This is a genomic window from Pseudomonas sp. MF09150 (assembly GCF_059862355.1).
Genome location: NZ_JCBCUS010000006.1, coordinates 202,845 through 223,516 on the forward strand (window position 1 = coordinate 202,845; position 20,672 = coordinate 223,516).

The 20,672-nt window shown below is 66.6% G+C and carries 16 protein-coding genes; 10 read left to right on the forward strand and 6 right to left on the reverse strand.

What is annotated here, in order from left to right; genetic code table 11:
• Positions 1-11: 11 nt before the first annotated feature.
• From AC19YX_RS22330 to AC19YX_RS22340, 3 genes are all read right to left on the reverse strand, one after another.
• Positions 12-446, reverse strand: a complete 435-nt coding sequence (locus AC19YX_RS22330; RefSeq protein ID WP_500607034.1) for a M67 family metallopeptidase — start codon at positions 444-446, stop codon at positions 12-14.
• A gap of 27 nt (positions 447-473) precedes the next feature.
• Positions 474-1,637 (reverse strand): molybdopterin-synthase adenylyltransferase MoeB, encoded by a 1,164-nt coding sequence (gene moeB, locus AC19YX_RS22335; RefSeq protein WP_500607035.1) that lies wholly within the window; start codon positions 1,635-1,637, stop codon positions 474-476.
• Positions 1,638-1,806: 169 nt separating this feature from the next.
• Entirely contained in the window at positions 1,807-2,916 is a 1,110-nt protein-coding gene (locus AC19YX_RS22340; RefSeq protein ID WP_500607036.1) for an aminotransferase class I/II-fold pyridoxal phosphate-dependent enzyme, read from the reverse strand.
• 451 nt (positions 2,917-3,367) lie between these two features.
• Here AC19YX_RS22340 and AC19YX_RS22345 point away from each other — a divergent pair, with 451 nt between their 5' ends.
• The 6 genes from AC19YX_RS22345 to AC19YX_RS22370 all read left to right on the forward strand — a co-directional run bounded on the left by AC19YX_RS22345 (position 3,368) and on the right by AC19YX_RS22370 (position 13,782).
• Complete coding sequence (locus tag AC19YX_RS22345) at positions 3,368-5,377, forward strand: TonB-dependent receptor (protein ID WP_201131426.1); 2,010 nt, start codon at positions 3,368-3,370, stop codon at positions 5,375-5,377.
• A 17-nt stretch (positions 5,378-5,394) separates the two neighbouring features.
• Positions 5,395-6,432, forward strand: coding sequence for a methyltransferase (locus AC19YX_RS22350; RefSeq protein WP_500607037.1), 1,038 nt, complete (start codon positions 5,395-5,397; stop codon positions 6,430-6,432).
• 55 nt (positions 6,433-6,487) lie between these two features.
• A complete protein-coding gene (locus tag AC19YX_RS22355) occupies positions 6,488-8,392 on the forward strand; it encodes a CoA transferase (protein ID WP_500607038.1) in 1,905 nt (634 codons plus the stop codon).
• Positions 8,389-11,112: an AMP-binding protein gene (locus AC19YX_RS22360; RefSeq protein ID WP_500607039.1), complete on the forward strand. Its 2,724-nt coding sequence runs from the start codon at positions 8,389-8,391 to the stop codon at positions 11,110-11,112. The genes AC19YX_RS22355 and AC19YX_RS22360 overlap by 4 nt, the downstream gene beginning before the upstream one ends.
• 71 nt (positions 11,113-11,183) lie before the next feature.
• Positions 11,184-12,398, forward strand: coding sequence for an MFS transporter (locus AC19YX_RS22365; RefSeq protein ID WP_421546462.1), 1,215 nt, complete (start codon positions 11,184-11,186; stop codon positions 12,396-12,398).
• Between the two features lie 16 nt (positions 12,399-12,414).
• On the forward strand, positions 12,415-13,782 hold the full coding sequence (locus AC19YX_RS22370) for an MFS transporter (protein ID WP_500607040.1): 1,368 nt from the start codon (positions 12,415-12,417) through the stop codon (positions 13,780-13,782).
• Between the two features lie 19 nt (positions 13,783-13,801).
• Here AC19YX_RS22370 and AC19YX_RS22375 read toward each other — a convergent pair whose 3' ends face one another.
• Positions 13,802-15,082, reverse strand: coding sequence for an MFS transporter (locus tag AC19YX_RS22375; RefSeq protein WP_500607041.1), 1,281 nt, complete (start codon positions 15,080-15,082; stop codon positions 13,802-13,804).
• 335 nt (positions 15,083-15,417) lie between these two features.
• Between AC19YX_RS22375 and AC19YX_RS22380 the strand changes: the two genes are divergently transcribed.
• A complete protein-coding gene (locus tag AC19YX_RS22380) occupies positions 15,418-16,365 on the forward strand; it encodes an AraC family transcriptional regulator (protein WP_043228957.1) in 948 nt (315 codons plus the stop codon).
• 170 nt (positions 16,366-16,535) lie between these two features.
• Complete coding sequence (locus AC19YX_RS22385) at positions 16,536-17,213, forward strand: type 1 glutamine amidotransferase domain-containing protein (RefSeq protein ID WP_201131419.1); 678 nt, start codon at positions 16,536-16,538, stop codon at positions 17,211-17,213.
• 146 nt (positions 17,214-17,359) lie between these two features.
• On the opposite strand, the gene AC19YX_RS22390 is transcribed toward AC19YX_RS22385, so the two are convergent.
• Both AC19YX_RS22390 and AC19YX_RS22395 read right to left on the reverse strand, forming a co-directional pair.
• Positions 17,360-17,926: a histidine phosphatase family protein gene (locus AC19YX_RS22390; protein ID WP_342032579.1), complete on the reverse strand. Its 567-nt coding sequence runs from the start codon at positions 17,924-17,926 to the stop codon at positions 17,360-17,362.
• Between the two features lie 85 nt (positions 17,927-18,011).
• Entirely contained in the window at positions 18,012-19,028 is a 1,017-nt protein-coding gene (locus AC19YX_RS22395; RefSeq protein WP_500607173.1) for an SDR family oxidoreductase, read from the reverse strand.
• A 188-nt stretch (positions 19,029-19,216) separates the two neighbouring features.
• Between AC19YX_RS22395 and AC19YX_RS22400 the strand changes: the two genes are divergently transcribed.
• The gene (locus AC19YX_RS22400) at positions 19,217-20,140 is read left to right on the forward strand and encodes a LysR family transcriptional regulator (RefSeq protein ID WP_500607042.1); all 924 of its coding nucleotides are present in this window, start codon (positions 19,217-19,219) and stop codon (positions 20,138-20,140) included.
• 389 nt (positions 20,141-20,529) lie between these two features.
• Entirely contained in the window at positions 20,530-20,628 is a 99-nt protein-coding gene (kdpF, locus tag AC19YX_RS22405; RefSeq protein WP_020296215.1) for a K(+)-transporting ATPase subunit F, read from the forward strand.
• Positions 20,629-20,672: the final 44 nt, after the last annotated feature.

Here is a 20,672-nt window from a genome sequence, read left to right on the forward strand (position 1 = left end):
TCCGTAGGGGGTTAATCGGGCAGGTTCAGTGCAGCGGCGGGCAGCGCATCGATGCGCACTTCCTCTTCGCTGACACAGCCCTGGACAATGCGAAAACTGCGCAGCGGCGGGTCGTAGTCCGCGGTGCTGACAATCAGGTAGTGGGCATTGGCGTCGGTGGCGAACGCGATGTCGGTGGCACTGGGGAAGGCCCGCGATGCGGTGTGGGAGTGGTAGAACACCCGGGGTTCTTCATCCCGGGCGTCCATCTCGCGCCAGACCTGGAGTTGCTGGCGCGGGTCGAACTCGAAATACACCTCGGAACGGGCACGGTTGACCATCGGGATCAGCCGCGTGGCGCGCTCGCTGCCGGCGGCTGCGGCGATGATTCCGCAGCATTCGATCGGGTGCGCCTGGCGCGCCTGGTCGAAGATCGCGCTGACGATGTCGTGGCTCAGCAGCAACATAAAGGGCTACTCGTTGGGGGCGGGGGATCAATAGGCCGGCAGCGTCGGCGCATAGGCCGCGGCCCAGGCCAGGACCCCGCCTTCGAGGTTGCGCACGTTGTCGAAGCCTTGCTCGGTCAGGGCCTGGACCACCGTCCTGGAGCGGCTGCCGGCCTTGCAATAGACGACGATCTCGGCGTCCCGGGAAAGCTGCGCGTGGTGCACGCCGCTGAGCACCTGCTGCATCGGCATGAGCTGCGCCTGGGGGATGTGCAGGATGTCCCATTCGTTCTGTTCCCGGACATCGATCACCTGCAACGGCTGCCCGCCCAGGCGCAGGGCTTGCAGGGCGTGGGCATCCAGGCTGGGCACGCTGGCCGGGGTCCGCACGCTGCCCAGGCCGCACAGTTGCTGGTAGTCCTGCAGCGCGGTGATCGGCTGGCGCTTGAGTGACGGGCGCAAAGGCAGGAAGCGGTAGCTCATTTCCAGGGCGTCATACACCGCAAGGCGCCCCAGCAGCGGAGTGCCGATGCCGGTGATCAGCTTGATGGCCTCGGTGGCCATGATTGCCCCGATGGAGGCGCAGAGCACTCCGAGCACACCGCCTTCGGAACAGGATGGCGCCAGGTGCATGGGCGGCGGCTCGGGGTACAGGTCGCGGTAGTTGATCCCGCCGCCGGGTGCCTGTTCCCAGAACACCGAGGCCTGGCCTTCGAAGCGGTAGATCGAGCCCCAGACATAGGGCTTGCCCGCCAGCACGCAAGCATCGTTGACCAGGTAGCGGGTGGCGAAGTTATCGGTGCCGTCGAGCATCAGGTCATAGTTGGAAAACAGCGCCACGGCGTTGTCGTTGTCCAGGCGTTGCTGGTGAAGGTTGATCTGGATATGGGGGTTCAGCGCCTGCAAGGTGCGCTTGGCACTTTCAGTCTTGAGTTGGCCCACTTCCGCGAGGCGATGTATCACTTGTCGCTGCAGGTTGGACTCGTCCACCACATCAAAGTCGATGATGCCCAGGGTGCCGACGCCGGCCGCCGCCAGGTACAACAGCGTGGGCGAACCCAGCCCGCCGGCACCAATCACCAGGACCCGGCTGTGCTTCAAGCGTTGTTGCCCTTGCAGGCCGATTTCGGGCAATAACAGATGCCGGCTATAACGGCTTATTTCACTGGCGCTCAATGTGGCGTCAGCCTCTACCAGGGGGGGAAGTTGCATGGCTGTTCCTGTCTTGAATGAAATTCTGGGTGAGCGAAGCCCGCACCTCGATCAGCAGGTGATGCAGGCGTTGAAGGTTGTAGTGCTGTTGACGGTTGTAGCGCCGTTGCAGTCTTTTATTGACCAGGCCCGGGGTCAGCCCATCAAGGCGCCCATGCCCGCCGGTTGTTTAAATCGGATAGAAGAAGCCGTGGAAGTTGGCGCAAACCGTTTGGCTCATGACGGACTTGAAGACGTCCATTTCATCCCGGGTGCCTACCGTGACGCGCACCCACTCCGGGGCTTCGGGCCAGGCACGGCCGATGTGCACGCCGTGTTCCGCGAGGACCTGAATGACCTGGGGGGCCCGGTCCCCGACCTTCATCATGAAACAGCTCGATTGTGAGGCCGTGCACGGGATGTCCCGGGACTGCAGCCAGTCGATGGTTTCCTGCCGGGCCCGGGCGATTTCGAGCTTGCGTTGTGCCACCTGAGCGCTCTGGCCAAGGCTAGCCAGGGCGGCCTGGGCGGCGGTGATCGAAACGTCGTCGGCGGGCAGGGTGGTGATGCGCTGCAAGGTCTGGGGCTGGGCCATCGCCATGCCGACCCGCAGGCCGGCCAGGCCATAGATTTTGGAAAAGGTGCGGAGCACGATCAGGTCGGGGCGCTGTTCGACCCAGGGCAGCATCGAGCGTTCATCGCAAAATTGCAGGTACGCCTCGTCCACCAGCAACACCGCGTCCCGGGGCTTTTCCGCCAGGGCCTGGAGGATGGCCTTGTGGGGCGTGATGGTGCCGGTGGGGTTGTTCGGGTTGCACAGGTAGATCAGGCCGGCGTCTTCGATCGCGCACATGCGCTCCAGGTCGTGGGCGCCGTTTTTACCCAGGGCCACCTTGTGCACCTGGGCCCCGGCGCGCCGGGCGGCCAGCTCGCAGATCGGGTAGCCCGGAGAGGCCATGACCAGGGATTTGCCCGGCCCGGTAAAGGCCGCGGCGGCATAGTGCAGGGCCCGGTTGGAGCCCGGGTGCAGGGTCAGGTGGTCCCGCGGCACTGCCAGTTCCTGCGCCAGGGCCTGGTGCAGTTGATCGATCGCAGCGAAGCCGTAGCGCCCGCAATCCGGCAGGCTGTCGCGGGCCGCCTCCAGGGCCGGGGGCAGGGGGCCGAAGGGTGATTCGTTGAAGTTCAGGTACACCGCACGGTGATTCTGCTCGCTCGCCGCCTGGCCGCCACTGCTGGCACTGGCACCTGGCGTCTGGGGTGTGAAGAGGTTGCTGTTTCTGAAGAAGTTGGAGAATTTCATCTCGGTTAAAAGTCCTGGAGAGAAGGGGGCGTGCGCAAGCTCGGGGAGCCGACAGCGAGGTTGGCGTGGGCGCCGGTTGCGGCCTCAAGTAGCCGTGGGGCGAGTAGCCGGCCGCGACGGTTTGCCGGGCGTCTTCCGGCATCTGCCAGGTATTGATAGGGGGAGCGCCTGCGGCGGGTGCAGGCATGCCAGGTCAATGGCTTGGGGCTGCAGCAGGGGCGGTGGGCTGGGGCCATCGCTCGGTGCGAATTCCTTTCTAGCATCACTGTGATCTCGAGTTGTCTCGTCGGGATTGGCCACACGTTAGAACCATTCTCAGGGGGGTGGAATAGTCCGCGCCGGAACCCATAGGAAATTCGTCGGACGGCATATTAATAAGAATGATTATCATTTTTTGCCGCTGTTACCATTTTTGCCATTGACCCAATGAGCACATTTTGGAGCGCATCAAATGAATGTCAGTCAGCCCGGGATCGGTCGTTGTGCCTGGGGAAAAAGCACGCCGTTGTGGGTCGCCCTGATGGTCGCGGCCGCGGCTCCAGCCCAAGCGCTGGAAGAGTTGCCAGCGATCACCGTGACCGCCAATGCCTTGTCCCAGAGCGCCGAGTCGGTGCCGGCGGCGATGAGTGTGTTCGACGGCCAGACCCTGGAACGCGAGCATGTGCAGGACCTGTCGGCGTTGTTGCGGCGGGTGCCGGGTTTTGGCTTTCAGCCCTTCGGCCAGTCGGCGATCCAGCCGCCGGTGGTGCGTGGCATCAGCTCCAACTTCGCCTCTTATTCATCTTCGGCGCTGATGATGGTGGACGGCGTGCCGACCTTCATGGCCCAGGGTTTCGACCACGACATGCTGGGGATCGAACGGGTCGAGGTGCTGCGTGGGCCACAGTCGGCGCTGTATGGGCGCAATGCTGAAGCCGGGGTGGTGAACATCTATACCCGCGCTCCGGACAACACCCCGCACGCCCGGCTTTCCACCGAGCTGGGCAGCCGCGACAAGCGCGTGGCGCGGGCCGACCTCAGCGGGCCGCTGGTGGAGGACCGCTTGTACCTTGGGGTCACCGGCAACTGGAGCGAGCAGGACGGCTATATCGATGACCGCTACCACGGTGGCGAGGCCGACGACCGCAGGAAGCACGGTGGCCGCATGGCCCTGCGCTGGACCCCGGACGACAGCTCCGAAGCCATCCTGCGCTACTCGCGCCAGGACTATGACGACGGCGCGGCCCAGTGGGGCGCCTCCGGCACTCCTCGGGCCCGGGTCAGCTCCGGCGTGCGCGGCTGGGATCACTCCAGCGCCCGCAGTGTCTCCCTGGACCTGAGCACCGAACTGGCCTCGGGCCTGAAGCTGCGCTCGGTGACCGGCAACAGCGACTTCTACGACCGGGTCTTGCAGGACACCGACTTCCGGCCCGCCGACTCCCTGCACATCGGCCGCGACAACCACTTCAATACCCTGTCCCAGCAGTTCACCGTGGAAGGCTCCCTGGGCGACAGCCAATGGGTCACGGGCATGTATTTCGATCGCGACCGGCACGACCTGGGCGGGGAGCAGAAGACCCCGATGCGCCTGCTGCCCTACAGCTCGAAACTGGAAGGGCACAGCGCCGCGCTGTTCAGCCACTGGATGATTCCGGTGGCCGAGCGCTGGACCCTGACCCTGGGCGGCCGCGCCGAGCGCGACTTTGTGCGCTTCACCCCGGAGGGCGGCGATTCCCGCGACGCCAGCTGGAAGCGCTTCTCGCCCAAGGTCGCCCTGCAATACGAATGGATGGATGACGCATTCGTCTATGCCAGCGTCGCCGACGGTTTCCGCGCCGGCGGTTTCAACACCTTCAGCCCGGCCGCCAACTACCCGGCCTACGCCCCGGAAAAGGTCCGCTCCTGGGAGGTCGGCCTCAAGGGCGGGGCCCTCGACCGCCGCCTGCAGTACTCGGTGGCCCTGTACACCATGAGCATCGACGATATGCAGGTGCAGCAGATGCTCACTCCGGGCGTGGTGTACATCGCCAACGCCGCGTCGGCGCGCTCCAGTGGTCTGGAATTGCAGGCCGACTACCTGCTGGGCAGCGGCTGGAAAGTCCTGGGCGCACTGGCTATCAACCGCACCCGCTTCGACAGTTTCACCGACGGTGCCAGTGACTATTCCGGCAATCACAACCCTTTCGCCCCGGACCTGACCGGCAACCTCGGGCTGCGCTACGACGCCGAGAGCCGCTGGTACACCCAGCTCAACCTGAGCGCCGTGAGCCGTACCTACCTGGACGCGGCCAACAGCAACCGCCGGGCCGGCTACGGCCTGATCGACCTGGACCTGGGGCGCAGCTTCGAGCGCTTCGAGGTCAGCGCCTACGTCAACAACCTGGCCAACAAACGCTACGACGCCGTGGGCTACCAGAACGGTTTCGTGGACGTCTACAGCCCACCTCGGGAGTTGGGACTGCGCCTGACATTCGACTTGTAAATAAGGGGATCCAGATCGTGAACATTATTGATTTCAACCACAGCCACCCGCTGCAGGCCTATTGGCAACTGGCCGGCGCTGCGGTCCAGGCCGACGCCCTGACCCTGGCCCTGGAACTGGACCTGTTCAGTGCCCTGGAGCAGCCCCTCGACGTGCCGACCCTGGCTGCGCGCCTGCAGCTGGCGCCGGACATCACCGGGCACTGGCTCGAGCTGCTCTGGAGCATGGCGCTGTTGCAGCGCATCGACGGGCCGGACGGCAGCCGCTATGGCCTGAGCGACACCACTCGCCGCTACTGGCTGCCGGGGCCCCAGGGCTGTGTCGACGCCTGGCATTACCGGCTCAAGGCCTTGCGCCAGACCGGTGCCAGCCTGCGCCAGCGACTCAGCGGCGAGCAGCTCCAGGCGCCGGCCAAGCCCCAGGGCGGCGGGCAGGACTGGGCGGCTGCGGCGGCCAGCCATATCGCCCAGGAGCAACAGGCGATCAGCGTGCCGGCGGTGCTCTCGTTATTGCAGATGCTGCCCGAAGTGCAACGGGCCGAGCGGGTGCTCGACCTCGGTGGCGGGCCGGGGCTGGTGGCCCAGGCTCTGGCCCGGGAATACCCCGGCCTGCACGCGACGGTCTTCGACTGGCCGCCGACCGCTGCCGTGGCCCGGCAGTTGGTGGCCGAGGCCGGCTTGCAGGAGCGGGTGACAACAATGGGCGGCGACCTGTCTCGGGACTCGTTCGGCGAAGGCTATGACGTGATCTGGTGTTCCTCGGTGGTGCATTTCGTGCCCGATTGCCTCGACCTGCTGCGCCGCGTGCTGGGTGCATTGCGCCCGGGCGGGCTGTTTATCAGCGCCCATGCCGAACGTTCCGCGCAGCCCGGGATGAATGCCCGGGTCATGCCGTACTACTTGCCGATGCTGATGGCCGGGCGCTTTGTCCCGCGTGCCGGGGAAATGGCCGGGCTGCTGGCCGAGGCCGGCTTCGCCAGCGTGGAGCACGCTGGTGAATGTGATTTCCCCATGGCGCCGCTGACCGTGCTGCTGGCCCGCAAGGGCGTGCGATGAGCGCCCGGATTCACGGCCCGGTGACGGGCCATTGGACCTTGCAGGAGGCGCAGCCATGACGCTTTATTCCTCTGCCCGGGCGCTCGACCAGAGTCCGAGCGTCTCACTGACAGTCCCTGGGCAGCCCTTGCTCCAGCACCTGACCTTGCAGCTGCCGGCAACGGCCTGGCCACCTTCGCTGGCTCCGGTCGCCCGGGCCCTGGGGCGGCGCCTCAAGGCCTTGGGCGGGCAGGTGCTGGAGGCCGACGCCACAGCCCCTGGGCCGGGTTTGAATCGACCGGCCCCCGGCTTGCTGGACGACGCCGGACGCCAGGTGGAACTGCACCTGCGGCCCTGGCCGGGGGCCTCGACCCTGGGCGCCAGCGCCGCCCTGGTGGAGGCGGTGGTCGGCATCACGGCCCTGCACCAGCGCTCCACCGGCCAGCCATTACCCCTGGGCGTTGACTACTGCGCCACCTTCAGTGCCTCGCTGCTGCTGACCACGGCCCTGGCCAGCCTGGTGGGGCAGGCGCGGGGTTTGCCCCGGGCGCGGGTCGCCATGAGCCATGGCGGGGCGGCGCTGCTGGCCCTCGGTCAGTACCTGGCCATGGACAGTGCCGACGGCGGCTACCCGCCCGAGCCCGCGCCCCCGGCGGATGCGGCACGGCCGCCCTTTACCAGCGCCGATGGCGTGGTGTTTGAACTGGAGGCGCTGAACCCGGACGCCTGGCTGCGTTTCTGGAACCTGGCCGGTGTTGCCACTCCCGTGGCCGGCAAAGGCTGGCGACCGTTCATGCAGCGCTACACCCGGGCCACGGCCTGGTTGCCGGCAGCGCTGTTCAGCGCGGTCGGCGGCCATGGGTTTGCCGCGTTGCAGGCCATGGCCAAAGAGGCCGGCACCGAGCTGTGCGCCCTGCGTCGTTGGCAGGATTGCCGCCATGAGCCATCGTTCCAGCGCTGGATCCAGGGCGGCGGCTGGCGCTGCTTCGACCTGGCCCAGGAGCCTGTCGCCAGCCTGCCCGGCGACCGCCTGCCACCGCAGCAGGTCGGCCTGCCCTTGCAAGGGATCACCGTGGTGGAATGCTGCCGCTTGATCCAGGGCCCGTTGGCCGGGCATCTGCTGCGCCTGCTGGGGGCCACGGTGATCAAGGTCGAACCGCCGGGAGGCGATCCGATGCGCGGCATGCCGCCGATGACCGGGGACATCTCGGCGCATTTCGACGCGATCAATCAGGGCAAGCAGTGTGTGCAAATCGATTTGAAAGCGGCCAGCGGGCGCGCCGAGCTGCTGGCGTTGCTGGCCGACGCCGACGTGTTCCTGCACAACTGGGCCCCCGGTCGGGATGAGCAACTGGACCTGCAGCCGCAGACCCTCGCTCGGCTGATGCCGCAGTTGATCTACGTCTCGGCCTCGGGCTCCGGCCCCGCGCCGACGCCGGAGCACCCTCCGGGTACCGACTTCATGATCCAGGCCTACAGCGGCTTGGCCGCGCGCATCCGCCAGCCCGAAGGGGCCGCTGGCGGGGCGCTGCTCACCCTGATCGACGTCCTCGGCGGGGCGGCTGCGGCCGAGGGCACGGTCGCGGCGCTCTACGCCCGGCAACGCGATGGCCGGGGCCGCTACCTCGATTCGTGCATGGCCGGCGCCGCTGCGCTGTTGCTGGCCGAAGAACCCGCTGAGCCGGTGGCCGGGCAGGCCGGCGCTGTCGCCTGTCGCGACGGCTGGCTGATGCTCGACCTCGCGCAGACCGCAGAAGGCCGCGACTACCTGGGCCGTCTCGAGGCCGGGCCTGGCCTGGCGCGCTGGTGCGCCGAACAGGAGACCCAGGCCTGCTGCGCCGCGTTGCAGGCCCGGGGCCTGATGGCCGTGGCCGTCACCGCCGATCTGCGCCAGTTGCCCGAGCAGCCGCTGCTGGCGGGCGCCTTGCGCCAGTCGGCCTACCTACACGTGAACAACCCCTGGGAGATTTCCAGTTTATGAATGGCGCCTCACTGGCTGATACCCGGACGGCTGTCGCCAGCCATCCGGATCACCCCGAATTTATCGATCTGGTGCCCGGCTCCCTGCGTCGACAGTGGCGTGAGCAAGGGCTGTACAGCGGGCTCGACCTGTTCTCCTCGTTTTACCGCCTGGCCTTGCAGCAACCCCGGGCGCTGGCGGTGGCGGATGTCGGGCACAGCCTGGATTACCAGCAGTTGCTGGAGCGCGCCCTGAGCCTGGCCCATGCCTTGGGGCAACAGGGTGTGGTCGCCGGCGATGTGGTGGCGGTGAACCTGGCCAATGGCTGGCAGGCCTGCGCCCTGGACCTGGCCGTGGCAGCGCTGGGGGCGGTGGTCCTGCCGTTTCCCATCGGCCGCAAGAAGCGTGAAAGCCGTTCGCTGTTGCAGCGCTCCCGGGCCAAGGCCCTGGTCTGCTCGCGCTGGGTCGGCGAGACCGACTACGGGGCACTGATCGATGAGCTGGCCGAGCAATTGCCGGCCTTGCGCATCCGCATTCTGCAAGGCCAGGCCCGGGAGGGCTGGCTGGATCTGGATCGACTCTGGGACGGGCCGAGGCTGGCCTTCGAACCGGGGCGGATCGACGCCGACGGCCCGGCGCGGCTGATCGCGTCCTCGGGGTCGGAGTCGGAGCCCAAGCTGGTGGCCTATTCCCACAACGGCCTGCTCGGTGGCCAGGCGGCCTACCTCGACAGCCTGAGCCGCAGCGACGCTCCGGTGCGGGCTCTGTTTTGCGTGCCCCTGGCGTCGCCCTTCGGCTCCCTGGCCACCTCCTGTGTGATGGCCGCCCAGGGCGGGGCCCTGGTCACCTTGCCGCGTTTCGATCCGGACGAGGTGTTGCGGGCGGTGGTCCGGCATCAGGTCACCCACCTGTACGCCGGGCCGAACATGGTCGACCTGTTGCTGGCCAGCCCGCTGTTGCAGCAAGCGCCCTGGTCCGGGAGCAGCCTGGCGCTGGAAGCGGTCATCAGCGGTGGTTCGGCCCTCAGCGCCGAGACCGCCCGTGGCGTGCAGCGCCTGCTGGGGTGTCGCTTGATCCAGTCCTATGGGTCCGCCGATGGCGTGGCCTGCCACACGGCCCTCGACGACCCGGCCTCGGTGCTGGTGGCCAGCGTGGGCAAGCCGGACCCGCGAGTGGTCGGCATCCGCATCGTGGATGAACAGCAACAGACGCTGCCGATGGGTGAAGTGGGCGAGATCTGGGCCCTCGGGCCCATGACCCCGCTGTGCTACTACGGCGCCCCGGAGCTGAACCAGAGCGCCCGGGCCCCGGGTGGCTGGGTCAAGACTGGTGACAAGGGCCGGCTCGACGCGCAGGGGCGGCTGCAGGTGGTGGGCCGCAAATCCGACGTGATCCTGCGCAAGGGGATCAAGGTCAATGCCGGGGAGCTGGAAATGCTCCTCCACGAACACCCCCAGGTGCTGGACGTGGCGGTGGTCGCCGTGCCTCGCGCCGGCGGCGAAAGCTGGGTCCAGGCCTGCGTGGTCCTGCGCGCTCCCGGGCAGGGCTTGAGCCTGGAGGCGGTCAATCACTTCCTGCAGCACCAGATCGGCCTTGAACGCTTCAAGTGGCCGGACGCCGTCAGCCTGCACCCGGCCTTTCCCCTGGCCCCTTCGGGCAAGGTCGACAAAGCAACTTTACGTGACGAACTATCGAGGAACAGCATGAACCAATCCGTTTCCCCCGTGACCCTGAGCGCCGCCCCGATCCTCGACATCCTGACCGGTGTCGAACGCGCCGGGGTCCTGCGCGCCGCCATCGAACTCAAGGTCTTCGACGGCCTGGCCGAGCAGGCCGCCAGCGCCGCGACCCTGGCCCGGGAACTGGGCACCAGCGAGCGCGGCATGCGCATCCTGCTGTCGGCCCTGGCCGGCCTCGGCCTGCTGCAAGTCGGTGGCGACGGGCGCTATGCCCTCAACGACCTGTCGCGGCGCTACCTGCTGAGCGAGAGCCTGCAGTACGTGGGCGGTCTGGCCCAGGTCTACAGCGCCGACCTGATGTGGGAAACCTTCCGCGATTTCAAAAGCGCGGTGATCGCCGGCAAAAGCACCCTGGCGCAGAACATCGAGGCCGATGACCACCCGTACTGGCAGGAGTTTTCTGCGGGGATCGAAAGCACCAGCCGTACCACGGCGCGCCGAGTGGTGGCGCTGTTGGATGAGTGGACGGCGCGGCAAGCGCGGCTGCGGATTCTCGACGTAGCCTGCGGCAACGGTATCTACGGCTTCACCTTTGCCCAGAAGTACCCCCAGGCCCAGGTCACCGGCCTCGACTGGCCGTCGGTGGCCTGCGTCACTGAAGGCTTTGCCCGGCAGTTCGGGGTGGCCGAGCGGGCGCGGGTGATTGGCGGCGATATCTTCTCGGTGGAGATCCCCGGCCAGTACGAACTGGTGATCATGAGCCAGATCCTCCACCACTTCGATCCCGAGCGATGCCGGCAGTTGATCGCCCGCGCCCGTGCGGTGCTGGCCCCCGGCGGCAAGCTGCTGATCAGCGACTTCATGACCACCGCGATCGACCCGGCCCTGGACCCGCTGCCACGCCTGTTCGCCGCGCAGATGCTCGGCCTGACCGACTGCGGCGACACCTACGCGGTGAGCTTTATCCAGTCGCTGCTGCTGGAACAGGGCTTTACCGAGGTCAAGGCCCAGCCGCTCAAGGGCCTGCCGATCCACTGCCTGGTGGCCAGCGCCCCGGCCTGATCCGCGCTACCCGCTGTCAACCGGCGCATGGGCCTGCCATGCGCACGGCTTCCCATTGTCTGGAGGTTTGCATGAACGTTGAACAATCCGCCGTCACCGGGCTTCGCCCGCGTGCTTCGGCGCGCGGCGAGCTGTGGCTGCTGCTGGGTTTTATTGTGGTGACGCTGAACCTGCGGATCGCCTTCGCCGGGGTTGGGCCGATCCTTGGCGAACTGCGCCTGAGCGCGACCCAGGCGACCCTGATCGCCTCGCTGCCACCGATCTGCCTGAGCCTGTTCGCCCTGGTCGGTGTGCGCCTGCGCCAGCGCTTCGGTGAGGAGCGCACGCTGTTCGCCGCGTTGCTGGTGCTGGCACTCGGTTGCGGGGTCCGGGCCCTGGGCGTGCACGGCCTGTTTGTCGGCACCTTGCTCGCCGGGGTCGGCATCGCGGTGATGAACGTGGTGGTGCCGGCCCTGGTGCGCAAGCGGTTCCAGCCGACCCAGATCGGTCACATGATGGGCCTGTTTTCCCTGATGCTCGGCGGTGGCGCGGTGTTGACCGCCGGCTTGACGGTGCCGATCTACCAAGGCTTGGGGGCGACGGTCGACGCCGCTTACCTGACCCTGGGCGCCTGGGCCATCCCGGCCTTGATCGCCCTGGTGTTCTGGGCGCCCCAGTTGGGTCATGGGCAGCCGCTTGCGGCGACGGGCGCAGTGGCCAGCGGGGGCAGGATTCGGGTCCTGAAGAATCGCACCGCCTGGTCGATCACTCTGTTCTTCGGTTTCCAGGCCCTGAACCTCTACGCCTTGCTGGCCTGGTTGCCGAGCATCTATGTCGAGCGCGGTGCCACGGTCGCCGAGGCGGCGCTGTACCTGGCGGTGTCCCAGGTGGGCCTGGTGCTGGGGGGCTATTTTGCGCCGGTACTGGCGGCCCGGGTCAGGGACCAGCGTGGTTACATTGCCGCTACCGTGGGCCTGTGCCTCGCGGGGTGCCTGGGCCTGCTGTACGCGCCCTTGCCGCTGGCCTGGCTGGCGGTCCTGGTGCTGGGCATCGGCCAGGGCGCAGGGCCGGCCCTGAGTGCCCTGCTGTTTGTGCTGCGCAGCCCCGATCAGCAGGTCACCACCCAGTTGTCGGCCATGGCCCAGGGTTTCGGTTTCATGATCGCCGTGCTCGGCCCCCTGGGCATGGGCTTGCTGCATCAGTATTCCGGGGGCTGGATTCTGCCGTTGCAGGCCTTGATCGGCATCCTGTTGTTCGAACTCTGTGTCTCCCTGCGTGCCGGCAAGCCCGGCACCCTGGCTGATTGAGCGGGGGAGAGGCGCCATGACCCACGCCCGGGAGACCCTGGAGCACCTGTCATTGAGTACCCAGATCAACGCCCGCATCGAGGGCCTGCCGGTGGTCGGCTGGCAGGCCCGGGTGCGCCTGTTGCTGGGGGTGATCACCTTTTTCGAAGCCTTCGACCTGCTGCTGATTTCCTTCACCCTGCCGCTGCTCAAGCAGCAGTGGCAGCTGGACCCGACCCAGGTCACCCTGATCATCGGCAGCGGCACCCTGGGCATGCTCCTTGGTGCGCTGTTCGCCGGGGCCCTGGCCGACCGGGTGGGGCGCAAGCCGGTGTTGCTGGCGGCGATGCTCCTGACCGGGCTGTTCAGTGCGCTGATCGCCTGTTCCAGCGATTGGCAAGGGCTGCTGCTGGGGCGCCTGCTGCAAGGGATCGGGATTGGCGCCGAGGTGCCGATCGCCGCGCTGTACCTTAGTGAAATCGTCAGCGCCAGGGTCCGCGGGCGTTTCGTGCTGGTGTATGAGCTGTCCTTTCCCTGCGGCCTGATGTTCGCCGGGGTGGCCTGCACCTGGGCCTTGCCGCTGATGGGCTGGCGTCCGCTGTACTGGCTGGGCAGCGTGCCCCTGCTTCTGGCGGTGCTGGTCTACGCCTATGTACCCGAGTCGGCGCGCTGGCTGGCGGCGCGAGGCCAGTTCCGGCGGGCCCAGGCGTGCATGGCGCTCATGGAGCGGGCCACCGGTTGCGCGGTGCCCGAACCGACGCCGGTCGAGGACCTGACAACCGCGGGCCGCCGGGCCAGCGTGGGCTGGCGGCAACTGTTCAACCCTGGGCTGCGGCATGCCTCGGCCAGCGTCGCGGCCTTGTGGTTCCTCGGTTACCTGGTGAATTTCGCCTTGTTGATCTGGCTGCCGAGCCTGTATGTCGAGGTGTTTTCCACATCCCTGGCGCAGGCCCTGAACTTCGCCTTGTTGAGCAACGTCGCCGGCCTTGCCGGGTGCATGGCCGGCGCGGGGTGCATCGATCGGATCGGCCGCGTGCCGCTGCTGTTCGGCGGTTACCTGGGGGCCGGTCTGAGCCTGGTCTTGATTGCGCTGACGGTGGCCGCGCAGCAGGTGTTGCTGGTGGCGCTGCTGGCGGCCAGTTGTTCGTTTTTTCTGTATGCGGCGAACATGAGCCTGCACCTCTACACGCCCGAGCTGTACCCCACGTTACTGCGGGGCAAGGGCGCGGCGTGGGGCGCATTGTGCAACCGCAGCGGGGCCCTGCTGGGCTCCATCGGCATGGGCTGGCTGCTGGCCTGGGACTGGGGGGCGATGGCGATTTTCATCCTGCTGGGCGGGCTGTTGCTGCTGGCCAGCGCCATCGCCCTGCAGGCCCGGGAAACCAAAGGCCGGGCGCTGGGTTGAGGCAGTGTCGGATAGAGGCTTATGAACCCTGCAGTTGCCCGGGCTGATGGGAAGGGCGGTCAAGGCTGAAGATCCGCTTGCGGCTGTGCCAGGCCAGGAGGAATACCACGGTCAGGCCCACCAGCAGGCAGCTCAACATGCCGGAGTAGCCGAGACGGTCGAGCAGCACCCCGGCAAGGATCGGCACCAGGGTGCGGGTAGCGACGAACAGGCTCGACTGGATGCCGTAGTCCAGGGCCGCCAGCCCGGGGCGGGTGTGGTACATCATCAAGCCGAACATCAGGCCGGCCGAGGCGCCCATCGCCAGGGCCACCAGCATGGCGGCGGCGATCAAGGCGGTGTGACCCAGGCCGGCCACCACCACCAGGGTCAGGAAACCGATGGCCAACAGATTGCCCAGGGCCAGCAGCGGCAGGCTGATGCTGGCGCCGATCAGGCGGGTCAGGCGTCCGGCGAGCATGCTGGAGAGGGCGCCGACCAGGCCGCCGACAATCCCGACGATAAGGGCGATGCGGTCTGCAGCGAACCGCTGGTCGAGCATCAGCGGCTTGAGGTACAGCCACACCGCACCGAGGAACGGGTAGTACAGCAGCACCAGCAAGCCCCAGACGCGATGTTCGGCCACCGCAAAGTAGCCCGGCCATTGGCGCCAGCCGGCCTGCACCGGCAGCGGCTCGGGCCGAGCCAGGGACGGTGCTTCGGGTTGCCCGGCCCCGGGCTTGAGCCAGGGCAGCAGCGCGGCCCCCGACAGCAGGCCCAGGCCCAGCACGTAGAAAGGCCAGGCCCAGCCGGCGCGGGTGTGCAGCAGCAACATGACGCCACCGCCGACTATCGCCCCCAGGGACATGGCTGCGGAGCGAATGGCACCGGCGCGGACCCGTTCCGACTCCGGGAGGATCTGGATCGCCAGGGCGTTCAGCGGCACATCGGCCCAGGTGCCGAGCACGCTGACCAGCATCGCCAGGAGGAACATCAGGCGCGGCTCGGTGTTGCCCAGGTCATGGGCCGCGAGCAGCCACAAGGCGCCGGCGTAGCCGAGCACCAGCACCAGGCTCCAGTTGCGGTAGCTGGCCCGGCCCAGCCGATAGCGATCGACCGGGGTGGCCAGGAGGAATTTGAACATGGCGGGCAGGCCGGCCAGTTGCATCAGACCGATCTGGGTACCGCTCCAGCCGTTCTGGCGCATGACCAAAGGCAGGCCGACGTACAGGTAGATCAGGGGCGCGGTGAGCGCCAGGTTGAGCCAGCCCAGCAACAGCTGTTGGGGCCACCATGAGGTGCGGGGAGCGGAGATCGGCATCGAACAATTCCTTATGGGCGTCGGATCAGGCGCAGGCCCGCCTCCCGGGGCGGGCGGCAGGCGATGTCAGGGTCGCCCTGGTCATCCGCGGCGGGGTGGCGCAGGCGGATAGGGCTGGTCAGGACGGTATGTTAGTGCAATCCGAGATGAGAATGATTAGCATTGCGTGTGCGTGGCGGTGAATAACCTATGGGAAACGGCTGGCGGCCTTGGGTCTGCCGGGCGCTGTAGTCGGATCCGCTGCCATCAGATCGGTGCCGGCTTCGCCGTGGCACCGCAAGGAAGCCAGGCAAGCGCGGCCGTTCGAGTCAGGCACGCGCGTTGAGGGAATGGAAATGCGAGAGTTATCGAGCCCGGCCCGGGCCAGTCAGGATTCATCGGCGTCTTCCTCCTGGACGCAGTTCGAGGGCGCTGCGGGAACGGGCAACTATCAGGTCGAGCGGCTGGACTGTGAAGCGGGGTTCACGGTGATCAAGTCCCAGATGACCGCCCACAAGATCTGCGCCGAGCTGTGCCAGCACCAGGGGGCGGAGCGCATGCTGGTGATTGCCTTCGCGTTGTCCGGGCAGTCGGAGTTCCGTTGCCCGAACGGCCGGGAAATGAAGTTTCAGCCCAACCAGGCGACGGTATCGGTTTTTCGCGAGGGCCAGGGCCAGCGGGTGTATGCCGCCGACACGCCGATCCAGCAATTGCGCCTGGTGGTGACCGAGTCGGCCCTGGCCCGATTCGTTGGCCCGGAGCGCTGCCAGGGCCTGCTCGGCAGCGCCCTGGGCCAGCATGAAAGCTTTCGCCAGGTGGCCTGCTGCGACATCAACCCCAGCGAGCACCTGCGGCGCCTGAAAAGCCCGAGCATCCACCACCAGGACGGCCTGACCCAGCGCATTCATGCCTTGAGCCTGCTGTCGGAGCAGCTCCAGGCCCTCGAAGTGGCCCCGAGCCGCCAGGCCAAGTTGACCGCCCGGGACCTGGACACCCTGGATCGCATTGACCTGTACATGCAGTCCAATCTGGACCAGCCGCTGAACAACGCCTACCTGTGCGCGGCCATGGGGGTCAGCGAGTACCGGCTCAAGGAATACTTTCGCCAGGTCCACGGCATCAGCCCGGGACGTTACCTGCTGGAGCTGCGGATGAACCGCGCGCGGGAACTGCTGGGCGCCGGCTATCGGGTGTCCGAGGTGGCGTACAAGGTCGGTTACCAGCACCCGAACAACCTGACGGCGGCGTTTACCCGGCACTTTGGCCATACGCCCAAATCGGTGTGTGGCAACCGCGCCACCTGAGTCTGGGCAGGGCGCTGCGCTGCCTGGGCGATTGACCGCTGTGGCAATCATCCGGAACGCCGGCCGCCGTTCGCTTGTCAAACCCCCTTCAGCAGCCTGGTGATCAACCCCGTCATGGTCCCTTCGGGTCCGGGCGCCTGGCACGACACTGCGACAATGAGGAATATGCGATGAAAGTTCTGATGGTTCTCACGTCTCACGATCAGTTGGGCAACACCGGTTTGAAAACCGGGTTCTGGCTTGAAGAGTTCGCTGCCCCTTATTACGTGTTCAAGGATGCCGGCGCCGAAGTGGTGCTGGCGTCGCCGGCGGGCGGCCAGCCGCCGTTGGACCCGAAGAGCGAACAGCCCGATTTCCAGACTGCAATGACCCGGCGCTTCAACGCTGACCCGGCGGCGCAGAAGGCCCTGGCCAGTACTGTCAAGCTGGAGACGGTCAACCAGCAGGACTTCGACACGGTGTTCTACCCGGGTGGGCATGGCCCGCTGTGGGACCTGGCCGAGTCCAGGACCTCCATCAGCCTGATCGAGTCGTTCGAGCGTGCCGGCAAGCCCATCGGCTTTGTCTGTCACGCGCCTGGGGCACTGCGGCATGTGCAGGCCGCGGATGGCACGCCGTTGATCAAGGGCCGTCGTGTGACCGGCTTCACCAACGGCGAGGAGGCGGCGGTGCAACTGACCGATGTCGTGCCGTTCCTGATCGAAGATGAGTTCCAGCGCCTGGGCGGGCTGTATGAGAAAGGACCGGATTGGGCACCGTTCGTGGTCGAGGACGACAAACTGATCACCGGCCAGAACCCGGCCAGTTCCGAGGCCGTGGCCAAGGCCCTGCTGGCGCGCTTGAGCTAAAGGCTGCCTAAGGCCAGACACGCACGTGTGGCGAGGGAGCTTGCTCCCGCTGGGCCGCGCAACGGCTCCGAAAAAGCGCTGGAGCACCTACAGCTTCAGCGCCAGCAAACGCCCTCGCCCTGGGTGACCTGTGCCTTGCCCGCGCCTTAGCTCGCCTCGCGATGCTGATACACCGTCGCACTCCAGTAACGGCTGCCGTTGCGGGTCTGGCGAGTCCAGCCATCGGCCAGCAGTTGTCTGGCGATCAGGCGATTTATCACCCCATGCCCGAGCAGCAGCACCGGTCCTTCGCTGGCCAGCGACTGCAGGCGTTGCGCTGCGCGGCTGGCACGGGCCCGGGCATTGGCGGCGGATTCGACGTTGGGCGAGTAACCGCACAGCCATAAGACTCGCAGGATAACGGCCCAGGTAAACGGCGAGAGCCGTGGTCGTTTCCAGCGGGCATAAGGCAGTTGCGCTTCGCAGAACATCCCATCGACCAGGACCGGCTCCAGGCCCAGCGCCTGGACCGAGGAGAGTGCACGAGGCGCGGTGCTGGAAACGATCACCCTGGCCCTGGCCGCGAGTTGCCTGCTGGTATCGGGGGCAGGTTGCCGGGTGATGACGGACTGGTCGTAATCTTCGATCCACGCTTTCATGCCGAGCGCCGACACGTTACCGGTGGCCGCCAGCTGCGGCTGGCCGTGGCGCATCAGGATTATTTCTCTGCTCACAGTTGCTTTACGTCCTTGTAGTCGGGGGCGTGAGATTAACGGTTTTGGCACTGACGGATGGGGATTTATCGCGCACGGCAGGGGGTTAGGGTTTGAACCCGCCATGCTCCCGATACCAGGCCAGCGTGTCGCCGATGGTCTGCTCCAGCACCCGGAAACTCAGGCCCAGTTCCTGTTCACTCTTGCGGTGGTTGAAGCAGGTGCGGTGCTCCTCCCGGATCAATAGGCGCAAGGTCGCCATGCTCAGCAAAATAGGTTTGCCGCTCAGGCGTGCGTAGGCTTCCTGCACCGCTGCCAGGGCGTAGAGGAAGGGCAGTGGCAGCCGTCGAACCGGGGTCTTGACCCCCGCAATACGCCCCAGCACAGGCACCAGCTGGGCCATGGTCAGGTTCCGACCTGCGGCAAGATAACGCTCGCCGCGCCGTCCGTGCTTGGCGGCAGCAATCAGCGCCCAGGCTACATCTCGGGCATCGACCACAGAGAAGGTGCCGGGGATCAGCCCGGGCAGCTTGCCATTGACCACATCCTTGACCAATTGCCCCGAAGAGGTCGGGCCCCTATCGCCCGGTCCCCACATCCAGCCCGGCAGCACCATGCAGGCGTGCAGGTCGGGATGGGTTTCAAGAAACCCCAGGAGCACCCGCTCAGCCCGTATCTTGCTGCGGTAGTAGTCATCGGCGTCGGCCTCGGCCCGCAGGCAGGTCTCATCGATGGCGCTGTCCGGTGCGCCGTCGAGCACGGCAATCGAAGAGGTATGGACAAAGCGCCGAATGCCCGCGCCATAAGCCTGGTGCAGCAGCGCTTGCGTGCCGGCGACATTGATCTTTTCCAACTGCTCGCGGTGACTGCCACCCTTGTAGTTATCGCGAAAGAAGGCCGCCGTATGAAACACCGTATCGCAGCCGTGCAGTGCCGCTGCGAACGCCTCGACATCGGCCATGTCTCCCACCACCAACTCCACGCTCGGCAGGTCGTAGAACTGTTGTTCGCCTTTGCTTCGTGAGCGGACCAGGGCCTTGACTGCGTAGCCCCGGGCCACCAACTCACGCACCAGGTTGTTGCCCAGCAGGCCGGTTGCGCCGGTCACGAAGGTGCTGCGCATGACCGCTTGCGCAGCCTGCGCAGGGAAGGCGGTTGCGGTGGGGTGTACAGGGTTGTTGTGGCCGGTGGTCATACAGTCCATTCCAGTAGTTTCCAGGGCCGGTAGATATACCTTCAGGACTCCTCATGAAAAACAGCGACTGCTGCATAATGGCTTTGCATAAATGCAAAGCATGGAGGATGGGACGTATGGCTGTGCAAGCAAATTGGGACGATCTTCGTCTGCTGTTGGCCGTCTCGCGCCGTGGCAGTTTTCTGCAGGCCGGCCAGCTGCTGGGTGTCGCGGCGTCAACCGTATCCCGCCGCCTGACCCAGCTCGAAGCCGCCCTGGGCGAACCCCTGATCGAACGAGGCGTTGAAGGATGCTGGTTGACCGCGCGCGGCCAATCCCTGGTAGAGGTCGCCCAGGCGGCGGAAGCGGGGTTGCGGCGTCAGACGGCGACGGACCTGCCCGGGCTGCACCCGGAGCTGCATGGCAGTGTGCTGGTCAGCGCGGGGGAGGGGTTCTCGTCGAGCGTGCTGGAGGCCGCGAGTCGTTTCACTACCCTGCACCCGGGGTGTTCCGTGGAGCTGCTGGTCACTGCCGACTTGCAGAAAATCGCCCGCGGTGTGGCGGATATCGCGGTCCGCACCACGCACCTGGGTGAGCCCTCGCTGATTTATCGAGCCTTGGGCCAGCTCTCCTACGGGGTCTTCGCCGACGCCGGGTATCTCAAGCGCTGTCCCGAGGTGACCCCGGCCACTGTGCTCAATATCGCCCTGCTGCCGCCGCTGGACATGCTGCCGCAGATGCGTGCCGCCAAAGCGGCGGGCCTGGATCGGGCGCAGCTCAGCGTCAACTCGTTCGCTGCCCAACTGGAGTCGGTGAAGCGCGGCATGGGGGTGGCGGTCCTGCCCCGTATCCTGGCGCTGGACCTGGTCGAGCTGTTCCCGGAGCTGGAGCTTCCAGCCATGGAGGTCTACCTGGTGACTCGGCCTCAGGCGCTGAAGCAGCCCCATATAAAGTGTTTCTTCGCCATCCTTGAGCAGGTGCTGCATGAAGCCTTGGGCGTGGAGCCTGTTGAGGGTTGCCCAGGGCTGAGCGCCGCTCCAGGCGGCTTGACCTCCAGTTAATTTGAGGTATTAGAGTGCAGCCTCGCTGCGTCGGTGAATCCTGCTTGCAGGGTGTTCGGCCGACGTGGGCTGCTCTGGACCCCGGGCGCGTTCTTCCTGTTCAACGGGCAATGGGCATAACGCGCAGCCTTGCGCACCCGCAAGCCTGATCGCGCCGGCCTCTCAAGCCCGATCTATACGCCATCTTAATATCCACCCGGGCAATCAGTGCCCGTCCTTGATACCGCCTCTCTTATGCTTTTGCGCAGGGGAGGTCAGGTCAATCTGTGCCTTGATCATCCCCTTATGGCACCCGGTTTCGGGGGCCATCTTCGAATAATGGCTGCGGGTCTGAGGCTGCGAATTCACATCGCCGACGACTCTTTTCGCCTTCATCAAGGGGAGCTGTCTTGTTAACACTGGAATTCATCTACGGCGCCAGCGGCGTGTGCGCTGTCGCTCTGTTCGCCTACCTGGGGTACGCCCTGATCCGTGCAGAAAAATTCTGATGGCCCGGCCATAGCGTTTTTCATTCGCCCTGCGGGGCTATCCC

Excerpts from the sequence above, each read along its gene's own strand:
- AC19YX_RS22330 (WP_500607034.1), bottom strand. The coding sequence starts at position 446 with ATGTTGCTGCTGAGCCACGACATCGTCAGCGCGATCTTCGACCAGGCG.
- moeB (WP_500607035.1), bottom strand. The coding sequence starts at position 1,637 with ATGCAACTTCCCCCCCTGGTAGAGGCTGACGCCACATTGAGCGCCAGT.
- AC19YX_RS22340 (WP_500607036.1), bottom strand. The coding sequence starts at position 2,916 with ATGAAATTCTCCAACTTCTTCAGAAACAGCAACCTCTTCACACCCCAG.
- AC19YX_RS22345 (WP_201131426.1), top strand. The coding sequence starts at position 3,368 with ATGAATGTCAGTCAGCCCGGGATCGGTCGTTGTGCCTGGGGAAAAAGC.
- AC19YX_RS22355 (WP_500607038.1), top strand. The coding sequence starts at position 6,488 with ATGACGCTTTATTCCTCTGCCCGGGCGCTCGACCAGAGTCCGAGCGTC.
- AC19YX_RS22360 (WP_500607039.1), top strand. The coding sequence starts at position 8,389 with ATGAATGGCGCCTCACTGGCTGATACCCGGACGGCTGTCGCCAGCCAT.
- AC19YX_RS22365 (WP_421546462.1), top strand. The coding sequence starts at position 11,184 with ATGAACGTTGAACAATCCGCCGTCACCGGGCTTCGCCCGCGTGCTTCG.
- AC19YX_RS22370 (WP_500607040.1), top strand. The coding sequence starts at position 12,415 with ATGACCCACGCCCGGGAGACCCTGGAGCACCTGTCATTGAGTACCCAG.
- AC19YX_RS22375 (WP_500607041.1), bottom strand. The coding sequence starts at position 15,082 with ATGCCGATCTCCGCTCCCCGCACCTCATGGTGGCCCCAACAGCTGTTG.
- AC19YX_RS22380 (WP_043228957.1), top strand. The coding sequence starts at position 15,418 with ATGCGAGAGTTATCGAGCCCGGCCCGGGCCAGTCAGGATTCATCGGCG.
- AC19YX_RS22385 (WP_201131419.1), top strand. The coding sequence starts at position 16,536 with ATGAAAGTTCTGATGGTTCTCACGTCTCACGATCAGTTGGGCAACACC.
- AC19YX_RS22395 (WP_500607173.1), bottom strand. The coding sequence starts at position 19,028 with ATGCGCAGCACCTTCGTGACCGGCGCAACCGGCCTGCTGGGCAACAAC.
- AC19YX_RS22400 (WP_500607042.1), top strand. The coding sequence starts at position 19,217 with ATGGCTGTGCAAGCAAATTGGGACGATCTTCGTCTGCTGTTGGCCGTC.